The sequence below is a fragment of the Micromonospora sp. HM134 genome (assembly GCF_007833915.1).
Classification (GTDB): domain Bacteria; phylum Actinomycetota; class Actinomycetes; order Mycobacteriales; family Micromonosporaceae; genus Micromonospora; species Micromonospora wenchangensis.
Genome location: NZ_CP041061.1, coordinates 77,596 through 100,871, shown reverse-complemented (window position 1 = coordinate 100,871; position 23,276 = coordinate 77,596). Strand labels below are relative to the sequence as shown.

The 23,276-nt window shown below is 72.3% G+C and carries 23 protein-coding genes, 1 tRNA gene and 1 riboswitch; of the genes, 9 read left to right on the top strand and 15 right to left on the bottom strand.

Annotated elements, in window-relative coordinates; genetic code table 11:
- Positions 1–113: 113 nt before the first annotated feature.
- A complete protein-coding gene (locus FJK98_RS00510) occupies positions 114–1,241 on the bottom strand; it encodes a PP2C family protein-serine/threonine phosphatase (protein ID WP_145917246.1) in 1,128 nt (375 codons plus the stop codon).
- An 87-nt stretch (positions 1,242–1,328) separates the two neighbouring features.
- On the bottom strand, positions 1,329–1,973 hold the full coding sequence (locus tag FJK98_RS00505) for a septal ring lytic transglycosylase RlpA family protein (protein WP_145917245.1): 645 nt from the start codon (positions 1,971–1,973) through the stop codon (positions 1,329–1,331).
- Positions 1,974–2,157: 184 nt separating this feature from the next.
- On the opposite strand from FJK98_RS00505, the gene FJK98_RS00500 reads away from it, so the two are divergent.
- Positions 2,158–2,706 carry a phosphoribosyltransferase family protein gene (locus FJK98_RS00500; protein ID WP_145922493.1) on the top strand — a complete coding sequence of 183 codons (549 nt, stop codon included), beginning with the start codon at positions 2,158–2,160 and terminating at the stop codon, positions 2,704–2,706.
- 14 nt (positions 2,707–2,720) lie between these two features.
- Here the strand turns inward: FJK98_RS00500 and FJK98_RS33485 are convergent, their stop codons facing one another.
- The gene (locus FJK98_RS33485) at positions 2,721–2,954 is read right to left on the bottom strand and encodes a hypothetical protein (RefSeq protein WP_194822803.1); all 234 of its coding nucleotides are present in this window, start codon (positions 2,952–2,954) and stop codon (positions 2,721–2,723) included.
- A 102-nt stretch (positions 2,955–3,056) separates the two neighbouring features.
- Here FJK98_RS33485 and FJK98_RS00490 point away from each other — a divergent pair, with 102 nt between their 5' ends.
- Entirely contained in the window at positions 3,057–3,488 is a 432-nt protein-coding gene (locus FJK98_RS00490; protein WP_145917244.1) for an ASCH domain-containing protein, read from the top strand.
- A 23-nt stretch (positions 3,489–3,511) separates the two neighbouring features.
- On the opposite strand, the gene FJK98_RS00485 is transcribed toward FJK98_RS00490, so the two are convergent.
- From FJK98_RS00485 to FJK98_RS00475, 3 genes are all read right to left on the bottom strand, one after another.
- Entirely contained in the window at positions 3,512–4,393 is an 882-nt protein-coding gene (locus tag FJK98_RS00485; RefSeq protein WP_145917243.1) for an LLM class flavin-dependent oxidoreductase, read from the bottom strand.
- A 67-nt stretch (positions 4,394–4,460) separates the two neighbouring features.
- Entirely contained in the window at positions 4,461–4,724 is a 264-nt protein-coding gene (locus tag FJK98_RS00480) for an e9imm peptide (protein WP_145917242.1), read from the bottom strand.
- Positions 4,725–5,454: 730 nt separating this feature from the next.
- A tRNA-Gly gene (locus FJK98_RS00475) sits at positions 5,455–5,528 on the bottom strand.
- A gap of 234 nt (positions 5,529–5,762) precedes the next feature.
- On the opposite strand from FJK98_RS00475, the gene FJK98_RS00470 reads away from it, so the two are divergent.
- Positions 5,763–6,797, top strand: coding sequence for a zinc metalloprotease (locus tag FJK98_RS00470; RefSeq protein ID WP_145917241.1), 1,035 nt, complete (start codon positions 5,763–5,765; stop codon positions 6,795–6,797).
- 76 nt (positions 6,798–6,873) lie between these two features.
- Here FJK98_RS00470 and FJK98_RS00465 read toward each other — a convergent pair whose 3' ends face one another.
- Complete coding sequence (locus FJK98_RS00465) at positions 6,874–7,428, bottom strand: pyridoxamine 5'-phosphate oxidase family protein (RefSeq protein ID WP_145917240.1); 555 nt, start codon at positions 7,426–7,428, stop codon at positions 6,874–6,876.
- A gap of 146 nt (positions 7,429–7,574) precedes the next feature.
- Between FJK98_RS00465 and dcd the strand changes: the two genes are divergently transcribed.
- Entirely contained in the window at positions 7,575–8,153 is a 579-nt protein-coding gene (gene dcd, locus FJK98_RS00460; protein ID WP_145917239.1) for a dCTP deaminase, read from the top strand.
- Positions 8,154–8,201: 48 nt separating this feature from the next.
- Here dcd and FJK98_RS00455 read toward each other — a convergent pair whose 3' ends face one another.
- The 4 genes from FJK98_RS00455 to FJK98_RS00440 all read right to left on the bottom strand — a co-directional run bounded on the left by FJK98_RS00455 (position 8,202) and on the right by FJK98_RS00440 (position 13,027).
- A complete protein-coding gene (locus FJK98_RS00455) occupies positions 8,202–9,242 on the bottom strand; it encodes an NlpC/P60 family protein (protein ID WP_145917238.1) in 1,041 nt (346 codons plus the stop codon).
- A gap of 12 nt (positions 9,243–9,254) precedes the next feature.
- Positions 9,255–9,391, bottom strand: a riboswitch (cyclic di-AMP (ydaO/yuaA leader).
- 155 nt (positions 9,392–9,546) lie between these two features.
- Entirely contained in the window at positions 9,547–10,545 is a 999-nt protein-coding gene (locus FJK98_RS00450; RefSeq protein WP_145917237.1) for an NlpC/P60 family protein, read from the bottom strand.
- A 177-nt stretch (positions 10,546–10,722) separates the two neighbouring features.
- Entirely contained in the window at positions 10,723–11,727 is a 1,005-nt protein-coding gene (locus FJK98_RS00445) for a hemolysin family protein (RefSeq protein WP_145917236.1), read from the bottom strand.
- Entirely contained in the window at positions 11,720–13,027 is a 1,308-nt protein-coding gene (locus tag FJK98_RS00440; protein ID WP_145922492.1) for a hemolysin family protein, read from the bottom strand. The genes FJK98_RS00445 and FJK98_RS00440 overlap by 8 nt, the downstream gene beginning before the upstream one ends.
- Positions 13,028–13,171: 144 nt before the next feature.
- Between FJK98_RS00440 and FJK98_RS00435 the strand changes: the two genes are divergently transcribed.
- Entirely contained in the window at positions 13,172–13,852 is a 681-nt protein-coding gene (locus FJK98_RS00435) for a GPP34 family phosphoprotein (RefSeq protein WP_145917235.1), read from the top strand.
- Between the two features lie 88 nt (positions 13,853–13,940).
- Here the strand turns inward: FJK98_RS00435 and FJK98_RS00430 are convergent, their stop codons facing one another.
- Entirely contained in the window at positions 13,941–16,157 is a 2,217-nt protein-coding gene (locus FJK98_RS00430; protein ID WP_145917234.1) for a (Fe-S)-binding protein, read from the bottom strand.
- Positions 16,158–16,445: 288 nt separating this feature from the next.
- The gene (locus FJK98_RS00425) at positions 16,446–16,709 is read right to left on the bottom strand and encodes a cell division protein CrgA (protein WP_145917233.1); all 264 of its coding nucleotides are present in this window, start codon (positions 16,707–16,709) and stop codon (positions 16,446–16,448) included.
- Between the two features lie 227 nt (positions 16,710–16,936).
- Here FJK98_RS00425 and FJK98_RS00420 point away from each other — a divergent pair, with 227 nt between their 5' ends.
- The 4 genes from FJK98_RS00420 to FJK98_RS00405 are packed head-to-tail and all read left to right on the top strand — an operon-like array spanning position 16,937 to position 19,806.
- Positions 16,937–17,743: a DUF881 domain-containing protein gene (locus FJK98_RS00420; protein ID WP_145917232.1), complete on the top strand. Its 807-nt coding sequence runs from the start codon at positions 16,937–16,939 to the stop codon at positions 17,741–17,743.
- Entirely contained in the window at positions 17,740–18,867 is a 1,128-nt protein-coding gene (locus tag FJK98_RS00415; protein WP_145917231.1) for a class E sortase, read from the top strand. The genes FJK98_RS00420 and FJK98_RS00415 overlap by 4 nt, the downstream gene beginning before the upstream one ends.
- 5 nt (positions 18,868–18,872) lie before the next feature.
- Positions 18,873–19,151 (top strand): hypothetical protein, encoded by a 279-nt coding sequence (locus FJK98_RS00410; RefSeq protein ID WP_145917230.1) that lies wholly within the window; start codon positions 18,873–18,875, stop codon positions 19,149–19,151.
- 4 nt (positions 19,152–19,155) lie between these two features.
- The gene (locus FJK98_RS00405) at positions 19,156–19,806 is read left to right on the top strand and encodes an aminodeoxychorismate/anthranilate synthase component II (RefSeq protein WP_145917229.1); all 651 of its coding nucleotides are present in this window, start codon (positions 19,156–19,158) and stop codon (positions 19,804–19,806) included.
- A gap of 173 nt (positions 19,807–19,979) precedes the next feature.
- Here the strand turns inward: FJK98_RS00405 and pknB are convergent, their stop codons facing one another.
- Positions 19,980–21,785 carry a Stk1 family PASTA domain-containing Ser/Thr kinase gene (gene pknB, locus FJK98_RS00400; protein WP_145917228.1) on the bottom strand — a complete coding sequence of 602 codons (1,806 nt, stop codon included), beginning with the start codon at positions 21,783–21,785 and terminating at the stop codon, positions 19,980–19,982.
- Positions 21,782–23,275, bottom strand: a complete 1,494-nt coding sequence (locus FJK98_RS00395) for a serine/threonine-protein kinase (RefSeq protein ID WP_145922491.1) — start codon at positions 23,273–23,275, stop codon at positions 21,782–21,784. Before FJK98_RS00395 ends, pknB begins: the two co-directional genes overlap by 4 nt.
- Position 23,276: the final 1 nt, after the last annotated feature.

Sequence of the window (23,276 nt, the reverse complement as noted above, 5' to 3'; positions counted from 1 at the left end):
TCGCTGGCCCCGCTTCCGGACAGGTGTTACCGATCAGTAACCCCCACTGTATTACTCACGGGTAGGCAGCGACAACCCGGGCGCGGAAGTGACGGCGGTTACACACCCGGCGGTCAGCTCTCGGCCGCGCCGACCTCCCACGAGGGCACCGCCACCGTCACCCCGCTACGCGGGCCGGTGTACTCCATCAGGACCAGGGCGATGTCGTCGTCGAGCCGGCCGTGCACCCACTCGACCAACGCGGTCTCCAGGGAGGCCAGACCGTCGCCGACCGTGCCGTGGCCGAGCAGCCGCCAGGCCCGGTCGGCGGTCGGGAAGAACTCGCCGTCCCGCCGCGCCTCGCCGAGGCCGTCGGTGAACAGCAGCAGCCGGTCCCCGGGCTCCAGCCGCTCGACCCGGGGCCGGACCACCGGCATGAACCCCAACGGCGGGGCGGGGGCGGGCGGCTCCAGCGGGATCACCGCACCCCGGCGCAGCAGCAGCGGCGCAGGGTGGCCGCAGTTGACGATGGTCAGCGTCCCGCCGCGCTCCTCGACCACGGCCGCCGTGACGAAGTCCTCGTCCCCCACGTTGCGGGCCACCGCCCGGTCCAGGTCGGCCACCACCGCCCGCAGGTCGGGCCGCTCGTACGCGACGTGCCGGTAGGAACCGAGCACGATGCTGGCGAGCCGGACGGCGTCCAGCCCCTTGCCCCGCACGTCCCCGATGATCATGCGGACGCCGTACGGGGTGTCGATCGCCTCGTACAGGTCGCCGCCGATCTCGGCGGTGGCCGTGGGGGAGATGTACCGGGCCGCCACCGCCAGGGTGCCGACCTGCGGACCGAGCGGACGCAGCACGGCCTGCTGGGCCACCGAGGCCAACTTGGACAACTCGCCGATCCGCTCCACCTGCCCCTGCCGGACCGCCGCCACGCTCGCCGCCACCACGGTGGCGAAGGCGATCCCGACCAGCGACACCGCCGTGGTCAGCTTCATCGCCGGATCGGCCACCGCGAAACCCGCCCCGAGCAGCAGCGCGAGGAAACCCACCCCGGCCACCGCGCGCCACGAGGCGAAGCCGGCGGCCAGGATCGGCGCCACCGCCATCAGCGCGACGTAGTGCACCGCACGGCCGTCGGCCGACTCGATCGCCGAGACGAGCGCGAGCAGCCCGACGGCCGCGCCGACGCCGGCGCGGGACCCGGGACTCAGTGGGCCTCGGCCCAACTGGAAGGCATGTTTACGTACGTGGGACAGCATGCCTGATGGAACCGGGCCGGAGAATGAACCTAGCCCCACGATTGAGGGTGTTCTGCCCGGCCGTCCCGCTGGTGCCACCGTTCGCCGTCAGCCCAGCACCTCGTACCTGACGGTCAGCTCACCCAGGTCGACCGAGGCGATCGCGGCGAAGGCGGCCCGGGACAGGTCGATGCAACGCCCGTCGATGAACGGGCCACGGTCGTTGATCCGTACGGTGACGGACTTGCCGTTGGCCGGGTTGGTCACCCGGACCTTGGTGTTGAACGGCAGGGTCTTGTGGGCGGCGGTCATCGCGCTCGGGTCGAAGTTCTCCCCGTTGGCGGTCAACTGGCCCTCGTCGTAGAAGGACGCACCGCAGGAGCCGCTGTCGACCACGGTGCTCTTCGGGGCCGCCTTCTTCGTGGTGGCGGACGGCTTGGGTGCGGCCGTGCGCGGCTTGCTCCGGGAGGCGGCCTGGGTTCGGGTGGCCTTCGGGCTGGCGGTGACGGTGGGCGACGGGCTGGCGCTCGGGGAGGCGGTGGCGCTCGGGCTCGGGCTCGGGGTCGGTGCGTCGGTGGTGGTGGCGGCGCTGGGGGCGACCGGGTCGACGACCACGGTGGCCGGCGCGTCGTCGGCGGTCAGCTGCACCGCGCCGACGGTGCCGCCGACGGCGAGCGCGACACCGAGCGCCGCGGTGGCGGCGATGCCGGCGGGCGAGGAGAAGATCCGGGTACGGGAGTGCCTGCCAACCACCGGCTCGGTCCTTTCGTATGCCTGCATAACGGCTCGGACCGTAACGAGAGAAGCACTTCCGAAGTCAACGTGATCATGGTGGTATGCCCAGAATTACAGTGATACGTGTGACCGATCAGCCGAGGACCGCTGGGCCGCACGGGCCAGAATGCCACCGGTGGCATTCGCCGCCGAGGATGTGGGCATGACCACCGCGCTGCGTGCCCGCCTCGCCGAACTGTTCGCCTGGGTCGATCCGGGGCCCGGCAGCAGCCACCTGGTCAGCGACGTCTCCCGCTGGTGGCGGGACCCGCAGGTGCTGGCCTGGCTCGGTCCGGCCCTGGTCGAGCCGTTCCGCGCCGACCGGCCCACCGTCGTCGTCGCCCCCGCGGTGACCGGGTTGATGCTCGGGCCGCTCGCCGCGACCGCCCTGGGCGTCGGCTTCGTCCCGGCCCACAAGCCCGGCGACGGACGCCTCCCCGCCGGCCCGCTGACCTGGGCGCAGAGCCCCCCCGACTTCCGGGGCCGGCAGGTCGACCTCGCGGTACGCGACGACCGGCTCGGCGCGGACGACCGGGTGCTCATGGTCGACGACTGGGTCGCCACCGGCGCCCAGGTACGGGCCGTCCGGGACCTCTGCGAGGCCCGGGGCGCGCACTGGGTCGGCGTCGCCGCCGTGGTCGTCGACCTGCCCGACCCGGTCGCCGCCGAACTGGGCGTACGCGGGCTGCTCACCCCCGCCGACCTGCCCTGACCTGCGGCCCGGTGTCAGCCCGGCCAGGTGAGCCGCACGAACTCCTCGACCGCCGTGCAGACCTGCCCGGCGACCCAGTCCATCGCCACCGACGGGGGCGCGCCGTCCATCCCGATCCCCTCCGGCGGCTGCCAGCCGATCTCGTGGACGTCGAAGCCCGCCCGGCGCAGGCCCTCACCCGGGTAGGCGAACAGCGGGTAGTGGGTGTCGTAGCCCCGTCCGGGGACGAGCACCGCGCGTCGGTCCATGGTTCCTCTTCGTCGTCGGACCCACCGTAGCGACGGCGGAGCCGACCGTGGGGGGCATCGAAACCGGGCGACGGAAATCGGCGCGGCGGTAGCCTCGGCCGCATGTGGCCACGGATCGGCGGACTCCGCACGCTCGCCCTCGGCACCCCCGGCGAGTTGCGCACCACGCTCAACACGCTGGTGCTGGCCGGGGTGAAGACGGCCACCGCCGGCCTGCTCACCGAGTACGCCGACGAAACCGAGGAGTTGGAGCACGTCGGCGAACGGCTGGCCCTGGTCGACGACCGGGACGCCCTCGTCGGGGTGGTCGAGGTGACCGGGATCGAGGTGGTCCCCTTCGCCGGGGTCTCCTGGGACTTCGCCCGCTCCGAGGGGGAGGGGGACCGGTCCATCGAGGACTGGCGGGCGGGGCACGCCGGCTACTGGGCGCGGGTCGGCACCCCGGTCACCGACGACACCGCGATCGTCTGCATCCGGTTCCGGCTGGTCTCGGCCGGCGACGGCGGGACGCCCGCCGGCGATCTCGGCACCTGAACCAGCCCCCGGGGTGGCACCCGTCAGGCCGTGCGCAGCTCCGGCAGCAGCCGGGTGGCGACGTCGGCCAGGACCGCCTCGTCGCCCGCGTACCAACTGCTGGCCCGGGGCCAGTGGGTGATCACGTCGGTGAAGCCGAGCGCCGCCGCCCGCGCCACCTGCTCGGCGAAGAAGTCGGCGCTGCGCAGCGAGAAGACCGGCGCCGAGTCCAGGGAGAGGTAGCGGGGCAGGCTCGCCGGGTCGCGGCCGGCCTCGTCGAGGGTACGGTCCATCCGGGCGCAGAGCGTCGCCACCCCGTCCCACCAGGCCGTCAGCTCCTCCTCACCGGTGCCGGTGGTGACCCAGCCCTGACCGAACCGGGCGACCAGCCGCATCGACCGGGGCCCGTTGGCTGCCATCACGAACGGCACCCGGGGCTGCTGCACGCAGCCGGGGTTGTTCCGGGCGTCCACCGCGCTGAACCAGTCGCCCCGCCAGGTGGTGCCGTCCTCCCGCAGGATCAGGTCCAGCAGCTCGGTGAACTCGCCGAACCGGTCCACCCTCGGCCGGGGCGGCAGCGTCTCCCCGCCCAGCACCGCCGAGTCGAAGCCGATGCCGCCCGCGCCGAGGCCCAGCAGCAGCCGCCCGCCGCAGACGTCGTCGAGGGTGGTGACCTGCCGGGCGAACGCCGCCGGATGCCGGAAGTTGGGTGAGGCGACCAGGGTGCCCAGCCGGACCCGGTCGGTGACCATGGCGGCGGCGGTCAGCGTCGACATCGAGTCGAACCAGGGACCGTCGACCAGGTCCCGCCACCCCAGGTGGTCGTACGTCCAGGCGTGATCGAAGCCCCACTCGTCCACCTGCTGCCAGCGCCGACGCGCCTCCGGCCAGCGCTGGTCGGGAAGGATCACGATGCCAATCCGCATGATCGCCAGCGTACGTGCCGCCCCGGCCCCGCCGTTCCCGCGCCGGCCGCGCACGTGCGCACCTGGGTCAGTCAGGCCGGGCCTGCTCCTCGGTCTCCGGCCACGGGGTGGCCCGCATCGCGATCGGCCGGTAGGCCAGCGCGCGGTCGACGACCTCGGTGGCCGTCAGCTCCGGGATGGTCGTGAAGATCAGATCGGAGACGTCCGGACAGACGGGGTCGCGTTCGAGGCTGTCCAGCCAGTCGTTCAGCTCGCCGTCGTCGGCATAGTCGAGCCGCATGATCCGCTCGACGAGGACGACGGCCTCGTCCCGGGTCAGCTTCGCCGGCACGGCGACCTCCTCGGAGCAGGGGCGATGGCACCCACATGATCCCCGACGGGGAAGTGTCGAGGTTTCCGCCCCGGACTGTCGCCCAGGTCGGCCCGGGGTCAGGTAGTCCTAGCGCGTCCTTTCGAGCTGATGTCGTCAACGAATCAGGCCAGCAGGCCAAGGAGGACAGGCAACGGACGGCAGGCGACGGGCGAGGGGCATCGGACGGCAGGCGACGGACGGCGGACGGCAGGCGTCGGACGACGGGCGAGGGGTGAGGGGTGAGGGGCGTCGGGCGACGGGCGTCGGGCGGCAGGCAACGGGCGGCAGGCAACGGGGTCCTGCGACCCCGGACACGGCGTGTCCATCCTGGGCGGCGTTCCCGTCTCCGCGACGGACGGCACGCGGCAGGTGTTGGGCGGCGGCGGTGCTGACGTCGATGCCGGTGCCGCCACCGGTGTGAGTCGTTTACGTCATCAGGTCTAAAGGACGCGCCAGGTGTATGCCCGCTCGCTCAGCCATGCGACGACCGGCAGCTCCTCAGGCCGCAGGGCTCCCGTGAATCCGGTGCTGCTCGGCAGTGGGTGCGGTCGGGCGGGCACCGGTGACACCCTCGCGTCAGGGAGGCCGACCGTGGCATCGCCGGCGCGATCGACGAGGCGACCAGGGCGGCCCGGCGCAAGCCGGGCAACATGACCTAGAGACACGTAAGCCCTGGCGGGACGCGTGTCCTGACCAGGGCTTACGCACGTGGAGCGGGTGACGGGAATCGAACCCGCACTGTCAGCTTGGGAAGCTGATGTTCTGCCATTGAACTACACCCGCAAGCGGGACCACTGTACCTGAGGTGACCACGCCCGCGCACCCGGGCACCCCCGCGCGCCGTCGACAACCAGTCGTGACCATCCGGACACGAAGGGCGCAAATGAAACGGTCAGATGTTTCACAGAAGCAGCTTAGGGACGTTCTCAAACGTGTCGATCAGTTGTAACGTCACCCCCACGTTCACGACCTCGGCGCGACATACCCCCTGCCGCGCCGCCAGAAAGAGGTGGGCCCATGGGACTGCGTCCCAACCTGCTGACCCGGCGTGCCGCCGGTGTCGCGTCGACGACCTTCGCGCTGCTGTTGAGCACCGCTGCGGTGGGCGTCGTACCTGCGGCTTCCGCGTACTCCGCAGCCCCCGGCAACACTTCCTGCGCGGAGCCGGCCGACGCCCACGCGGACGTTCACTCCGACGCCCGCGTCCGTGGCGGCAGCAAGGCCGCCCACAAGCGGCACGACCCGAACGAGCTGACCGCCAAGCAGGTCCAGGAGCGGGAGGCGGAGTTCGCCGCCGCCCTGCGTAACAGCGCCCTGCGGTCGAAGTCCAGCTACCGCACCGGCTCGACCGAGGGTGTGACGGTGGCGCTGGCCCCGATCACCATCCCGGTCGTCGTGCACGTCATCCAGCGGGACAGCACCCGGGCCGGGGGCAACATCCCCGACTCGATGATCAACTCGCAGATCAGCGTGCTGAACCAGGCGTACAGCGGTGCGACCGGTGGGGCCGCCACCGGGTTCGCCTTCCAGCTTCAGAAGATCAACCGGGTCACCAACGCATCGTGGTACCCGATCGTGCAGGGCTCCCCGGCCGAGCGGTCGATGAAGACCTCGCTGCGCACCGGCGGCAAGAACACCCTCAACATCTACCTGGGCGAGCTGAGCGACGACCTGCTCGGCTGGGCGACCTTCCCCAAGCGCACCCTGGACGTGATGGACGGCGTCGTGGTGCTCGGCGAGTCGCTGCCGAACGGCACCGCCACCAACTACAACCTGGGCGACACCGGCACCCACGAGGTCGGCCACTGGCTGAACCTCTACCACACCTTCCAGGGTGGCTGCTCGGGCTCGGGCGACGGCGTCTCGGACACCCCGGCCGAGCGTGAGCCGGCCTTCGAGTGCCCGACCGGCCGGGACACCTGCACTGCGGCCGGCAAGGACCCGATCACCAACTTCATGGACTACACCTACGACTCGTGCATGTACCAGTTCACCCCTGGGCAGGCGAGCCGCATGGTGAACGCCTGGACCGCGTACCGCGCGTCGGCCTGACCGGCTGCACGGCACAGCGTCAGGTGCCGGCTCCGTCCCTCCGGGACGGGGCCGGCACCGTCGTTTCCGGGGGGGGTCAGGCGGCGGTGCGGCGGGTGTCGAACCCGTGCCGACCGCGCCGGGACGGTCGCTGGTCGGGCAGGCCGGCGACACCGTGCCGGCCGGGCACCGGATCGAGCCAGACCTGTACGGAAGGCCGCCCGGCGTCGCCGCTGAACGGGCCGCCCTGGTCGCGGCGGGTGAGCATGGCGACGTCGACGCTGAACTCGAAGAGCCGCCAGTCGACCTGGGGCGCGGCCCGGCCGATCTCGGCCACCAGCGCCACCCGGGCCGGGTCGGTCACCGGCTCGGCACGACCGGCGACGTACGCCTCGTCGTCGCTCTCCTCGGGCGGGAACGAGTGGAGCGCGTAGCGGCCGTCGCGTTCGAGGTCACGCCGCTTGGGCGAGTCGACCACGAAGCAGAACAGCCCGCCGTCGGTGACCAGCGGGCAGACCGGGTGCACCCGGGGCCCGCCGTCGGCGCGGACGGTGGCCAGGTAGCCGAAACCCGACCCGTACTGCTGGAGAAGAAGGCGGATCCCGTCGGCGAGTCGGGGCTCGTCGGCGGCGAATGCGGACCAGGATGCCATGCCGTCATTCTATCGAACAGGCGTTCGAAAGACAGTCCGACACGCAGGTCGAACGGCCCGACGTACGCCTCGGAGGCGGCGACGACGCCGGCCGGTGGGGCGGCCCGGTGGGCGGGTCCGGCCGGGGCGCTGGATATGGTGTCCCGATGCTGCTCTCCGACCGGGACCTCGTCTCCGAGATCAAGGCGGGCGCGCTGGCGCTGGAGCCGTTCGAGCCGAGTCTGGTGCAGCCGTCCAGCATCGACGTGCGCCTCGACAAGCTGTTCCGGGTGTTCAACAACCACCTCTACACCCACATCGACCCGGCGGTGCAGCAGGACGACCTGACGTCGATGGTCGAGGTGCCGGCGGGCGAGCCGTTCGTGCTGCACCCGGGCGAGTTCGTGCTCGCCTCCACGCTTGAGGTCATCTCGCTCGGCGACCAACTCGCCGGCCGGTTGGAGGGCAAGTCGAGCCTGGGCCGGCTGGGACTGCTCACCCACTCGACCGCCGGTTTCATCGACCCGGGCTTCTCCGGCCACGTCACGCTGGAGCTGTCGAACGTGGCCAACCTGCCGATCACCCTCTGGCCGGGCATGAAGATCGGTCAGCTCTGCATCTTCCGGCTCTCCTCGCCGGCCGAGCACCCGTACGGCTCCGCCGTGTACGGGTCGCGCTACCAGGGCCAGCGGGGGCCGACCCCCAGCCGCTCCTGGCAGAACTGGCGTACCTGGCCCATCCGCTGACGTGGCGTGCCGCGTCCGGGCCCCTGGCCGGGGCCCGGACGCGGTGGCTCAGCCGGGCCGGCCGTAGCTGTTGACCGGTCCGTCGTCGACCCGCTTCATCGTGATCGGCTTGCCGGCCTGGGACGCGTGCACGACCCAGCCGTCCCCGACGTACATCCCGACGTGGTGCAGGTCGGAGTAGTAGAAGACCAGGTCGCCGGGGCGCAGGTCGGCCCGGCTAACCCGGTCGGTGACCTGGCGCTGCTGCCGGGCGTTGTGCGGCAACGACACCCCGGCCTTCGCCCAGGCCGCCATGGTCAGCCCGGAACAGTCGTAGTTGTCCGGGCCGGCCGCGCCCCACACGTACAGCTTGCCGATCTGGGCGCAGGCGAACTTGACCGCCGTACCGGCCGGACCACCGGGGTAGCCGGCGGGGCACGGGGCCGGGCGCAGCTTGCCACCGCCGCCGTTGCCGTAGACCTTCAGCCGCAGTTTCTGCAACCTGTCGATCTCGGTGTTGATCTGCTTCTTGCGGGCCGCGAGCTGCGCTTCGGTACGGGTGAGCTGGGCGACCATCTCGTCCAGCGGCGCCTTGGTCGCGGCGAGTTCGTCGCGTAGTTGGGCGACCTCCCGCACCTCGCGCTGCTGGCGGCTGGCGAACCGGTCCAGCAGCCCCAGCTGCTCGACCACCTGGCTCGGGCTGCGGCTGCCCAGCAGGGCGTTGACGGTGGACACGTTCTCGCCCTTGTACGCCTGCACGGCGAGGCCGCTGACCTGGTTCATCGCCTGGTCGACGCGGCGTTGCAGGGGGGCGATGCGCTTACCGAGCGCGTCGGCCTGCCGGCGCTTGGCGGCGAGGTCGGTGCGGGTGGCGTTGTGCTGTTCGATGAGTGGTTCGAGCTTGTTCCAGTCCTGGTCGATCTGCCGTTCGATCTCGGCGACCGAGGGGTCGGCGTGCGCCGCCGTGGGGCCACCGGTCAACACGACAGCGGCAGCGGCCAGGGTGGCGAGGGTGGTGGTGAAGCGGGACCAGCGTGGGCGCGGCACCGTCGTGTTCCGGGCGACCTGGGTCGTCCGGTGCGACGGTGGCCGCGGGGCATGGTGTGCCACCGGGCTCCGGGCTCCTTCTTCCTCGACCGCCTACCGGGTTAGCTGACGGGTTCGGGCGGGAAGGGAGCGCCCTACCGCGGTGGTCGCGGATTCACCCCGGCGTACCTGGGTCCCCGGCTCGCCCGGAGGCGACTCGGCGGTGCCGGTCGACGCCACCCCGGGTGGGGCGGACCTGGTGCCGACCGACGATTGACCAGAGTAGAGACGGTCGTTATCGATCCGCAACCCGCCGGGCCGGCACACTACGTGACCGGAAAACACGCAACCCCCGGCCCATCGGGCCGGGGGTTGGCGTATGCGCTGGTCAGGGTCGGCGGAAGCCGGCCACCGGCATGTAGTTGATGCTGGTCACCTGGACCGGCTTACCGGTCCGGGGCGCGTGCACCATCATGTCGTTGCCCAGGTAGAGCCCGACGTGGTGCAGGTCGCTGAAGAAGAACACCAGGTCGCCGGGGCGGGCCTCGGAGCGCGGGATGGCCTTGCCCTCGTTCCACTGCGCACCGGTGAAGTGGGTCAGCGAGATGCCGGCCGCCTTGTACGCGAACTGGGTGAGCCCGGAGCAGTCGAACGAGTTCGGCCCGGTGGCACCCCAGACGTACGGGTCACCGACCTGCGCGCAGGCGGTCGCGATCGCGGTCCGGGCGGCGGAGCTGACCACACCGTTGATCGTGGGGCAGCCGTTCACCTTCACCGTGGTCTTCGGCATCGCCGCCTGCAACCGCTTGATCTCGGCGTTGATCTGCTTCTTCTTGGCCGCGAGTTCCTTCTCCTGCTTCACCTCGGCGGCGATCAGCGTGTCGAGCTTCTGCTTCTCGGCGTCGTACTTGCGGCGCACCACGAGCACGGCCTCGACCTCCCGGCGCTGCTCGGCGGCGAGCCGGTCCAGGATGGTCAGCTGCGCGGCGAGAGTGCCCGGCTTGGTGGTGGTGAGCAGCGCGCTCAGCTCCTGCGAGGGGCCGGACTTGTAGTAGCGGGAGGCGAGGTCGCCTACCCGGCCCAGGGCGAGTTCGCTCTGCAGGGCCAGCGGCTCGATCTTCTTCTGGAGGTCGGCGGCCTTCTTGCGGTTGACCTTCAGCTGCTCCTGGACTTTGTGGTGGCTCTCGATGGTCGGTTCGATCTGCTCCCACTGCTTGTCGAGGGCCGCCTCGATCTCCTCGGGCGACGGCGCGGCGTGGGCCGGCACGGCGAGCATCCCGGCACCGACGGCGACCGCCGCGACCAGGGTGAGCAGGCGGCGGGCGACCCGCCGGAGGGCTGCCGGCCGTGCGTGCGGCTGGCCCTGGGCGTGACGGTGAGGGGGCATGGTTGCCACCGGCGTCGACTCCTTTGCAACCGACCGCCGGGCGCCTCGCTAAGGGGAAGAAGGAGGCAGACGTCCCACAGCGGCCGGTGCAACATTAGGGGCAGTCGCGGTGGGGAATCAAGGCGGGTGGGCACTCCATCACATCAGTGCAATCGCTTGCACACAAAGGGTGTGCACTCATTTTCCAACGATGGCAGTCAATACGTCGTCGAGCGTGACCACACCCAGCGGGCGGCGACCGTCGCTCACCAGCACCATGTGCCGCCGCTCGCGCCGCATCGCCAGCAGCAGATCGGCCAGCGTACGGTCCGGCGGGACCACCGCCAGCGGCCGGTAGACCTCGGCCGGCACCGGCGCGCGACGAGCCACCCCGGCGTACCCGAGGACGTCCTTGACGTGCACGAACCCCAGCACCCGGCGGGTGGAACGCTGCACCACCGGGAACCGGGACCGGCCGGTGCCGGTCGCCAGCACCTCCAGGGACGCCGGTGAGACGTCCTCGGCCACCGTGGTCACCGTGGACCACGGTTGCAGCGCGTCGGCCGCCGTACGGTCGTGCAACGCCAACGCCCCGGTGATCCGGGCGTGCTCCTCGGCGTCGAGCAGCCCCTCGGTGCGGGCCTGGGCGACCAGCCCCGCCAACTCCTCGGCGGTGAAGACCGTCTTGACCGCGTCGGTCGCCTCCACCGCCCACAGCCGCAGCACCTGCCGCGCCGCCCACTTCATCGCCAGCAGCAACGGCTTGGTGGCCAGGCAGAACGCCAGCATCGCCGGCCCCAGCCAGAGCGCCGACGGCTCCGGCCCGGCCAGGGTGATGTTCTTGGGCACCATCTCGCCGACCACGGTGTGCAGGAACACCACCACGCCCAGCGCGATCAGGAAGGAGACCGGGTGCACCGCGCCCGCCGGCAGCAGCACCGCGTGGAACATCGGCTCCAGCAGGTGGGCCAGGGCCGGCTCGGCGATCGCGCCCAACCCGAGCGAACAGACGGTGATGCCCAACTGCGCCCCGGCGATCATCAGCGGGATCTGGTTCATCGCCGACAACGCCCACCGGGCCCGCTTCGACGTGGCGGCCATCGGCTCCACCACCGTACGACGCGACGCGATCAGGGCGAACTCGCTGCCCACGAAGAACGCGTTGCCGAGCAGCAGCACCACCGCCACCAGCAGCTCAGTCATCGGCGTGCGGCTCCTCGGGGCGGACCACCCGGACCTGTTCGATCCGGTGCCGCTCCACCTCGACGACGGTGAACGCGTAGCCGTCCGCCCGGGTCGTCTCGCCCGGCAGCGGGATGTGCCCCAACCGGGCCATCAGGAAGCCCGCCAGTGTCTCGTACGGGCCCTCGGGGAGCCGGAACCCGGTCTGCTCGAACAGCTCGTCCTCCCGCAGCACCCCGTCGACCAGGACGGTCCGTTCCCCGCCCGGCACGGTCAGCCCGGTGGCGTGGGCGTCGTCCACCGTGGCCGGGTCGAACTCGTCGGCGATCTCCCCGACCAGCTCCTCGACCAGGTCCTCCACGGTCACCACCCCGTCGGTGCCGCCGTACTCGTCGACGACGATGGCCAGGTCGGCACCGGCGGCCTTCAGCGCCGCCAGCACGCCGTCGAGGTCCAGGCTCTCCGGGACGTACACCGGCTCGCGGGCGACCGAGGCGACTGTGGTGCGGGCCCGCGCGGCCAGCGGCACGCCGAGCGCGTCCGGCACGGCCGCGACCCCGGTGACCAGGTCGAGGGTCTCCTCGAAGACGGGGAACCGGGTCCGGCCGGTCCGCCGGGACAGGTCCAGCAGTTCGGCGACGGTGGCGGTGGCCCGCAGCGCGATCACGTCCACCCGGGGGGTCATCGCCTCGGCGGCCCGCTTGTCGCCGAAGCGGATGGTCCGGCGCAGCAGCATCGCGGTGTCCGGCGGCAGCGCGCCCGCGCGGGCCGAGATGGCCGCGAGCAGCCCGAGTTCCTCCGGCGAGCGGGCGCTGGCCAGTTCCTCCTGCGGTTCCACGCCGAGCTGGCGGACCAGCCGGTTCGCCGAGTCGTTCAGCGCCCGGATCAGCCAGCCGAAGGCCCGGGAGAAGGCCCGCATCGGGCCGGCGGTGGCCAGCGCCGCCGGCATCGGCCGGGCCAGCGCCAGGTTCTTCGGCACCAGCTCACCGAAGAGCATCGACAGCAGGGTGGCCAGCGCCAGGGCGAGCAGCGGGCCGAACCGGTCCGTCCCGCCCAGCGGGGCCAGCAGCGGGGCGAACAGCCGGGACAGGGCGGGCTCGGCCAGGTAGCCGGTGAGCAGCGCGGTGAGGGTGATGCCGAGCTGCGCCCCGGAGAGCTGGAAGGACAGTTCGCGCAGCGCCCGGCGTACCGTGGCGGCGGTGGCGTCGCCGGCCTCGGCCCGCCTGTCGATCTCCGCCCGGTCGACGGTGACCAGGGCGAACTCGGCCGCGACGAAGAACGCGTTGCCGGCGGTCAGCAGCACGAAGCCGGCCAGGGGCAGCAGCGTGCCGAGCAGCAGTGAGTCGATGGACGTGATTGTTTCAGATCCACCCCCGGCGGTCACCGGTGCGTGGCACACGGTCACCGGCGTCACCGCCGGGTCGCCCACGGGCGGGGTTCGCGCCACGGGGTTAGCGTGGACGGCATGGCACCGCTCACCCTCGCTGACGAACTGGTCCTGCTCGCCTACGACGACACCGGCGTGAACCGGCTCGGCCGGCCGCACCTCGACTACGGGCTGTCCGGCGCGGTGCTGCTCGAACTGGCGCTCGCCGGTCGGGTCGAGGTGGCCGACGACCGGCTGGTGGTGACCGACCCGACGCCGGTCGGCCGCCCGGTGCTCGACGACGCCCTCGCCCAGGTGGCCGCCGACGGCAAGCGTCGCCGCCCCAAGGACTGGATCAGCCGGCTGGCCAAGGGGCTGCCCGACCGGGTGCTGTCGGGCCTGGTCGAAGAGGGGGTGCTGCGCCGGGAGTCCGACCGGGTGCTGCTGGTCTTCCCGCGTACCCGCTACCCGTCGCCGACCGGCGCGGAGCCGGTGGCGGAGACGGCGGCCCGGCAGCGGATGGTCGACGCGCTGCTCGCCGACGGCCCGGTGGAGGCCCGGACGGCCGCGCTGCTCGGCCTGACCCGCGCGGTGGGGCTGGACCGCAAGCTCTTCCGGGAACTGCCGAAGGAGCGGCTGAAGGCCCGCACCACGGAGATCGCCGACGGGGACTGGGCGTCCGCGGCGACGAAGAAGGCGATCGAGGAGACCCAGGCCGCGATCATGGTGGCGACCACGGTCACCACCACGGCCGCCATCATCACCACCACGACGTCCTGACCGTTACGGCGTTGTGAACCACCGCCACGGCGGCGGCACCGGTGGGTGCCGTCGCCGTCGTGCGTCCGCCCACGGCGACGGTACGACCTCAGCCGGCGGCCGGCGCGGTCTCCTTCCCGCCGGGTGCGGTGTCCGGCTTGACCGAGCGCAGCAGCACGCTGGCCACGTCGACCACCTCGACCTGCTCGCCGGCTCCCTTGCCGTTGACCCCGTCGTTGAGCATCGTCGAGCAGAACGGGCAGCCGACGGCGACCGTCCGCGCCCCGGTGGACATGGCCTCCTCGACCCGGTCCACGTTGATCCGCTTGCCGATCTTCTCCTCCATCCACATCCGGGCGCCGCCGGCACCGCAGCAGAAGGAGCGCTCACTGTTGCGCGGCATCTCGATCAGGTCGGCGTCGGCCCTACCACCGCCGTTGAGGGCGCTGCCGAGCACCTCGCGCGGGGCGGCGAAGACCCGGTTGTGCCGGCCCAGGTAGCAGGGGTCGTGGTAGGTGACGCCGCCGTCGACCGGCTGCACCGGGGTGAGCCGGCCGGTGCTGACCAGGTGCGCCAGGAGCTGGGTGTGGTGGACCACCTCGAACTCGCCGCCGAGCTGGCCGTACTCGTTGCCGAGGGTGTTGAAGCAGTGCGGGCAGGTGGCGACGATCTTGCGCTTGGCCTGCTCCCGGCCCTCGAACGCCTCGTTGAGGGTCTCGACGTTCTGCTGGGCGAGCATCTGGAAGACGAACTCGTTGCCGATCCGGCGGGCCGGGTCACCGGAGCAGGTCTCGCCCTCACCGAGGATGGCGAAGGAGACGCCCGCCTCGTGCAGCAGGGTGGCGACCGCCCGGGTGGTCTTCTTGGCCCGGTCCTCGAACGCCCCGGCGCAGCCGACCCAGAACAGGTACTCGAAGTCGTCGACCTCGCCGACCCGGGGCACCTCGAAGCCCAGCCCCTTGGTCCAGTCCTCGCGGGTGTTCTGCGGGGCGCCCCACGGGTTGCCCTTGTTCTCCAGGTTGCGCAGCATGACGCCGGCCTCGGACGGGAAGCTCGACTCGATCAGCACCTGGTAGCGGCGCATGTCGACGATGTGGTCGACGTGCTCGATGTCGACCGGACACTGCTCGACGCAGGCCCCGCAGGTGGTGCAGGACCACAGCACGTCCGGGTCGATGACGCCGCCGGCCTCGGCGTCGCCGATCAGCGGCTTCTCGGCCTCGGCGAGGGTGAGCACGTCGAGGTGGGCGAGCTGCGCTGCGGTGGCCTTCTCCTCGCCGGTGAGGTCCTTGCCGCCGCCGGCCAACAGGTAGGGCGCCTTGGCGTACGCGTGGTCGCGGAGGCTGAGCACGAGCAGCTTGGGCGACAGCGGCTTGCCGGTGTTCCAGGCCGGGCACTGCGACTGGCAGCGCCCGCACTCGGTGCAGGTGCTGAAGTCGAGCAGGCCCTTCCAGGTGAACTGCTCGACCTGGGCGACACCGAACTGGTCCTTCTCCGGGTCGGCCTCCTCGAAGTCGAGCGGCTTGCCGTTGCTCGTCATCGGGCGCAGCGGGCCGAGCCCGGAGCCGGCGGGCCGGGCCGGCTCCCGCTTGAAGAAGATGTTGAAGAACGCCAGGAAGCGGTGCCAGGCGACGCCCATCGTCACGTTCAGCGCGATGACGATCAGCCAGGTCATCGAGATGGCGATCTTGATGAGGGCGGCGATGCTGACGCCGGCCGGCCAGGCGGGAAGCAGCGCGCCGACGGCGTGACTCACCGGGGTGGCCCAGACCGGGTACTCGAAGTGGTCGGTGGCGACCTTGAAGCCGCGGATCACGAACCCCATGATCAGCACGGTGAGGACGACCGCCTCGACGAAGTAGCCCTGCCACATGGTGGAACCGGTGAACCGGGAGCGCCCGCCCGGACGGGTCGGCCGGTTGCGGACCCGGATCGCGATCAGCACTCCGATGCCGACCGTGCCGAGCACCGCGATCACCTCGGTGACCAGGCCGTAGACGGCGAGGCCGCCGATCAGCGGCAGGCCGCCGGTCGGTGAGACGACCTCGAAGTACGCCTCCAGCACCAGCAGCGACAGCACGATGAAGCCGACCATCACGAACCAGTGCGCGGCACCCACCACGCCCCACCGGAGCATCCGGGTGTGGCCGGCCGTCTCGACCAGCATCGTCTTCGCCCGGGTGCCCTTGTCGGCGAACCGTTCCGGCGCGGGTTGCCCCAGCCGGATGACGGCCACCATCTTCAGCACCGCGCGCACCGCGAGCCACACCGCCACGGCGGTGATGGCGGCGGCGAGGACCGTGGTGACGATCTGGACGCTGCCCATCGAGTTGGCCTCCCGGTCTGCTGCCTGTCGAGCGGCTCGGCGACCGGGGGCCGGCTCAGGGGGTGGCCGGCGTGACGCCGCCGCACCCCCGACCGGACCGGTCGATGACCTCGCTCCGCTCGGTCATGCAGTGCAGCCTACGCGAAAGTTACCCAACGGTAACGTGAGTCTTCTCGCACCAGGCCACGCCGCCCTGCGGACACCATAGGGCTCCCGACGCCGAAGCGCCGGGCTGGGGCCGTCCGGGGTGACCTGGGACGTGTCGCGGAGCGCGCCGGAGCGCCGCGCTCAACGCCAGCGGGAGAGCAGGATCAGCGAGCCCACCATCGCGCCGAACCCGACCGCGAGGTTCCAGTAGCCCCACGAGGCGACCGGGTACTCCTGCTCGGAGAGGTAATAGACCACCAGCCAGCCGATGCCGCCGACGATCAGCGCGACAGCGGTCGCCGGCAGCCACACCGGGCTAGGCTTGCGCGTCGCCGCCGTTGTCGTCGGACGAACGTCCGTCGGCGGGGTGTACACCTTCTTCTTACGGACCTGAGACTTGGGCACGACGCTCTCCAGAGGGGTGACGACCTCGTCCGGCCTGACAACCGGGCGCGGGGGCGACGGTCCATGGCCAATAATGTTCGACAGCTAGCGTAGTCCCGAAGGCCGCTCCAGGCCATGAATGGGGTCGATCCGGTGCACGCGGTGACCGGATCGGGCGGGTCGACGCGACGCCGGTGACCGTCCCGGGTCGTGACGGGCGTCACCACACGACGGGAGAGGAACGCTCGGTGGAGTACACATCCGGTGCGGCGTCCTGGCAGAAGGCCATGCGCCGGGCGGTCGCCGCCTTCCTGCCACGCCGTCCCCGGCAGCGCCGGCCGGGCTGGTCGGTAGGCGTGCCGCTGATCGCCGCCGCGGCCGGGCTGCTCTTCACCACCACGGCGACCACCGCCGGTGGCACCGCCCTGCGCGAGGACCGCCGGCCCCAGCTCACCCAGCTCATCGAGGACCGCCGGGAACAGGTGGCCGCAAGCGAGCTGCGGGCCGCCCGGCTGCGCGCCGACGTGGAGGGCGAGACCGCCGCCCTGGCCGACACCGACGAACCGATCAAGGAGCAGCGCGACCGCGCCCAGGCGCTCCAGCAGGCGGCCGGGTTCACCGCGCTCACCGGGCCCGGGGTGACCGTCGAGCTGAACGACGCCCCCCGGCGCAGCGACGGCACCCTGCCCAAGGGGGCCACCAACGACGACCTGGTCGTCCACCAGGGTGACGTGCAGGCGGTGGTCAACGCGCTGTGGGCCGGAGGTGCGGAGGCCATGTCCATCATGAACGTCCGCGTGCTCTCCACCAGCGCGGTACGCTGCGTCGGTAACACCCTGCTGTTGCACGGCCGGGTGTACTCGCCACCATTCAAGATCGTAGCAATCGGCGATCCCGCTGCCCTCCAGCAGGCCCTCGCCGGCTCTCAGGGAGTCGGGTTGTTCAAGCAGGCGGTCGACCACTACCAGCTCGGTTACTCCGAGCACGTCGGCTCCGTCACCGTGCCCGCGTTCGAGGACTCGACGGCGCTGCGATCGGCGACGGTGCCGCGATGACCCGGCAGGGCGGGGACCCGCGCCCCGACCAGCACGACGGGCCGACCGCCTTCCTCCCCCCGGTCGACCGGTCCACGCCGCCCGCCACCGCCCGCCCGCAGGCCGCCGACCCGAGACCCGCCGGCCCCTGGCCCGCACCGGTGCTGCCCACCCGCCAGCCGCCGCCCGCCTGGCCGGGCCGCCCCATCCCGCCCGCGTCCACCGGTCGGCAGCCGGACCGCACGGTCGACCCGGCGGCGACGGCGCTGCTCCCGGTGCTGCCGGCCCGGCCGACCGGCCCGGCGCTCGACTCCACCGCGCTGATGGGCGCGGTGCCACCCGCCCCCGAACCCGACGGGGCCGGCGACCCCGTCCCGCCCCCGCCACCCCGCCGCGGTGAACGGGTGGTGCAGCTACGCCCGGAGCAGACCGGGAAGGGCTACAAGAGCGTCTACTCGGAGCTGACCCGGCCCACCTTCGCCTCCCGGCTGCGGACCGGCGTCCGGGTCAGCGGCGAGGTGCTGATCACCTTCGGCCTGGTGGTGCTCCTCTTCGCCGGATACGAGATCTGGGGCAAGTCCGCCCTGGTCGACGCCCACCAGAGCAAGCTCAACCAGCAACTCGCCCAGGCGTGGGGCCCGACCGGCGACCCGACGGTCAGCCCCGGTCCGGCCAAGGCGGTCGCCCCGGCCGAGGGCCAGCCCATCGCCGGGCTCTACATCCCCAGCCTCGACAAGAACTGGGTCGTCGTCGAGGGCGTCACCCAGGAGGACATCCGGTACGCCCCGGGCCACTACCCGAAGAGCGCGCTCCCCGGCGAGGTGGGCAACTTCTCCGTCGCCGGGCACCGCAACCGGGCCACCTTCTGGCGTCTCGACGAGCTGAAGTCCGGCGACGCGATCCTCCTGGAGGGCAAGCAGGACTGGTACGTCTACAAGGTGTACCAGTCCCGGATCGTCCGCCCCGACCAGGTCGAGGTGGTCGCCCCGGTGCCCGGCGAGCCGAACGCGAAACCCACCCGCAAGCTGCTCACCCTCACCACCTGCAACCCGAAGTTCGACAACTACCAGCGGTTGATCGTCCACGCCGAGCTCGACCGTACGCAGCCCAAGTCGCAGGGCCCGCCGCCGGAGCTGAGGGGCTGACGACGATGTACTCCTGGATCTGGCGCAAGCTGCCCTTCGGGCTGCCCGGCAAGCTGATCGGCTCGGTGCTGCTCGCCACCGCGACGGTGGCGCTGCTCTGGTACGTGGTGTTCCCCTGGGCCGAGCCGCTGCTGCCCTTCGACGACGTGCAGGTCACCCAGGACTCCGGCAACCCGGGCGGCGACTCCGCCGTCGACCCGGACGCGCCGGCCGGCGACGGGCACGACCTGCCGTACGACACCGACCGGAACAACACCCCGCCCGCCCCCTCCCCAAGCCGGTGAGCCCATGCGCGTCCTCGTGATCGACAACTACGACTCCTTCGTCTTCAACCTCGTGCAGTACCTGGGGCAGCTCGGGGTGGAGTGCGAGGTCCGGCGCAACGACGAGATCGACGTCGCCGAGGTCGGTCGGGTCGGCGCGGCCGGCATCCTGCTCTCGCCGGGGCCGGGCAGTCCGGACCGTGCCGGCATCTGCCTCGACGTCATCCACCGGTACGCCGGCGAGCTGCCGATCTTCGGCGTCTGCCTGGGCCACCAGGCGATCGGGGAGGCGTTCGGCGGCACCGTCACCCGGGCCCCCGAACTGCTGCACGGCAAGACCTCCGAGGTGCGGCACCACTCGGTCGGGGTGCTGGCCGGCCTGCCCGACCCGTTCACCGCCACCCGCTACCACTCGCTGGCGGTGCTGCCCGAGACGCTGCCCGACGAGCTGGAGGTCACCGGCTGGACGGCCTCCGGCGTGGTGATGGCGATGCGGCACCGGACGCTGCCGATCGAGGGGGTGCAGTTCCACCCGGAGTCGGTGCTCACCGAGGGCGGCCACCTGATGCTGGCCAACTGGGTCTCCGCGTGCGGCCACCCGGAGGCCCTGGAACGCGCCCCGGAGCTGGCCGCCGAGGTCGACGCCCGCCGCCGGGCCGCCTTCGCCACCCTCTGACGGGCCGCCGCACCGGCCCGCCGCCCACCCGACGCCTCTCCGTCCCGGCCCGCGCCCGCCGTACCCTCGACGCCTGTCCGTCCCGGTCCGGCGGGCAGACCCGCGCCGTCGTGCCCCCGACAGAGCCGGGCCCGGTCCCTGCGGACCGGGCCCGGTACGTCCGGGGGTACGGGTCAGTCGTCGTCGCTGCGGAACGGCGGGGTGGGCAGCGGGAACCCGCCCCCCGTGCCGTCACCGGGCGGTGTGGTGGTCGGCACCGGCGTGGTCGGTGCCGGCGGCGTCGGCGACTCGGTCACCTCCGGCACGCTCACCACGATGGTGACCGTGCTCCCCTTGGCCTTCTTGGTGCCGGCCTTCGGGTTCTGGCTCTGCACCTTGCCGGCCTCGTCCGCCGGCACCTCCGAGCCGAGTTCCGGGTTGACCTTGAAACCGGCGTTCTGCAGGGCCCGGGTGGCCTCCGTCTGGCTGAGGTCCTTGACGTCCGGCACCTCCCGGACGTTGCCCCGGGAGACGGTCAGGGTCACCTCGGTGCCCTCCGGCACTTTCTCGCCCTCGGGCGGGGACACGTCGAGAACGATGTCCTCGCTCTCCTCGCTGTCCTTCGTCACCACCTTGACGGTGAACTTCTCGTCCTTGAGCCGGGTCTGGGCGCTCTCGACCTTGCTGCCCTTGAGGCCATTGGGGATGCTGACCTCGGGCTTGCCGCCGCAGAGGCTCACCGTCACCTGGCCGTTCTCCTCCAGCGCGGTGCCGGCCGGCGGGTCCTGCCTGACCACCGTGCCCACCTTGCAGGTGCTGTCGAAGACCTGGTCGCCGGTCGCCGGCACCAGGCCGGAGTTGCGGATCTCGGCGAACGCGACGTCCTGCGTCTTGCCCGCCAGGTTGGGCACCGGGCTCTTCTTCGGCTCCTGACCGTTCATCAGCAGCGCCGCGACCAGGGCGATCACCGCCAGGACGCCGACCGCCGCGAACGCCGCGATCACCCAGGCCGAACTCCTGCGCCGCTGCGGGTCACCGACCCGGGCCGGGATCTGCCGGGTCTGCTGCCCCACCACCTGGGTCGGGTAGCCGCTCGCCGCCGCGGCCATCGGGGTCGTCTCGTCCTGACTCAGGACGGGGGTGGCCATCACCGGCCGGCCGGCGGCGGCGCGGAGCAGGTCGGCCCGCATCTCACCGGCGCTCTGGTAGCGGTTGAGCGGGTTCTTCGACAGCGCCTTGAGCACGATCGCGTCGATCGCCGGGGTGACGTCCGGGTTGATGTCGCTCGGCGTCGGCGGGGCCTCCCGCACGTGCTGGTACGCCACGCTGACCGGGCTGTCACCGACGAACGGCGGGTGGCCGCAGACCAGCTCGAACAGCACGCAGCCGGCGGCGTACACGTCGGAGCGGGCGTCGACGGCCTCGCCGCGCGCCTGCTCGGGGGAGAGGTACTGGGCCGTGCCGATCACCGCGCTGGTCTGCGTCATCGTGGTGGCGCCGCTGGCCAGCGCGCGGGCGATGCCGAAGTCCATCACCTTGACCTGACCGGTCTGCGTCAGCATCACGTTGCCGGGCTTGATGTCCCGGTGGATGATCCCGTGCCGGTGGCTGAACTCCAGGGCCGCGCACATGTCGGCGCAGATCTCCAGCGCCCGGCGCGGCTGGAGCCGCCCCTCGACGCCGAGGACCTCCTTGAGGGTCCGCCCGTTCACGAACTCCATCACGATGAACGGGAGGGTCTCCCCGGTCGGGGCGGTCTCCTCGCCGGTGTCGTAGACGGCGACGATCGCCGGGTGGTTCAGCGAGGCGGCGTTCTGCGCCTCCCGCCGGAACCGCATCTGGAAGGTGGCGTCCCGGGCCAGGTCCGTCCGGAGCATCTTGATCGCGACGTCCCGACCGAGCCGGAGGTCCCGACCGCGGTGCACCTCGGCCATGCCGCCGTAACCGAGCAGCTCGCCGACCTGGTACCTGCCACCGAGCAGGCGGGCCTGGGCTGTCATCGCGTTCGTCGTCCTTCGCTCGTCGTCGTCTCGCCGGCACCCGGTCCGAGCCGTACCACCCGACGGTACGACGTCCCGGCCGGATCGTCGCGTCCGAGGGCACTCAGCGCGCCGGACGTCGTGCCCGGCGCACCGGGATCGGTGGCCAGGTTGCCCTGCCGGGTCGCGTACGCGAGCACACCGGAGCAGACCAGCACCAGCACCGCCAGCAGGATCGCCAGGGCCACCATGCCGGACCGGGAACGGGCGGGCGGGGCGGGGGGTGGGAGGGGCTGCCGGGCGTACACGGGCCGGTCCGCGCGGAGCTGGGCGGACGGCACGGGGGCCGCCCCCCGGGACTGCTGCGGGTAGGGCCGGGTCATCGGGTTGGCCTGGGCCGGTGGACGCTGGTTCACCGGCTGTGACTGCGGCTGCGGCTGCGGGTGCCGGGCCGCGACCGCCGGCCGGGCCTGCTGCCCACCCATCGCCGGCCGGGCCTGCTGCCCACCCACCGGGGGCCGTGCCTGCCCGCTCACCGCCGGCCGGTGCGGGTGGGCCGGCACGCCGGACTGCTGCCGGGGTACGGCGGGCACCTGGGCGCGGGCCATCGGGCCGGCCGGGGACGCCGGTGCCCCGGACACCGGGCCACCGGAGACCGGGCCGGGATGTCCGCCACCGGCACGGGCCTGCTGGGAGAGGGCCTGCTTAGCCTGCCGGGCGACGGAGGCGAGCGCGGCGGCGCTCGGCCAACGGTGGCCGGGCTCCTTGGCCATCGCCCGCTCCACGATCGCCTTGACCGGCGGCGGAATGTCCCCGGGCAGCGGGCGGGGAGTGTCCCGCACGTGCTTCATCGCGATTTCAAGCGGGTTGTCCCCCTCGAACGGCCGCCGGCCGGCGAGGCACTGGTAGGCCACCACACCGAGCGCGTACACGTCGGAGGCGGGCGTGGCGACCGCGCCGGTGGCCTGCTCAGGGGAGATGTACGAGGCGGTGCCGAGCACCGACCCGGCGGCGGTGAGCTGGCCGACCAGCTCGGACCGGGCGATGCCGAAGTCGGTGAGCACCAGCGTGCCGTTCGGCCGCACGAGCAGGTTGCCCGGCTTGACGTCGCGGTGCACGATGCCCTTCTCGTGGGCGGCGTGCAGCGCGTCGGCGGCCTGGGCGAGCAGCGCCATCGTCCGGGCCGGGGTGAGCCGGCCGACCCGGCTGAGCGTCGCCGACAGGGCGTCACCCTCGACGTACTCCATCACCAGGAAGGCGATCTGCTGGTCGCTGCCGAAGTCGTAGACGTCGACCACGCCGGGGTGGTTGATGGTGGCCATGGTGCGCGCCTCGCCGCGGAAGCGTTCGGCGAAGCCGGGCTCGTCGAGCAGCGCCGGAAGCAGGCTCTTCACCGCCACCGTACGGCCCAGCACCTGGTCGGTGCCGCGCCACACGTCGCCCATGCCGCCGCTGGCGATCCGCTCGTCGAGACGGTAGCGGTTGCCGAGCTGCACCCCGGGGCTGAGCATG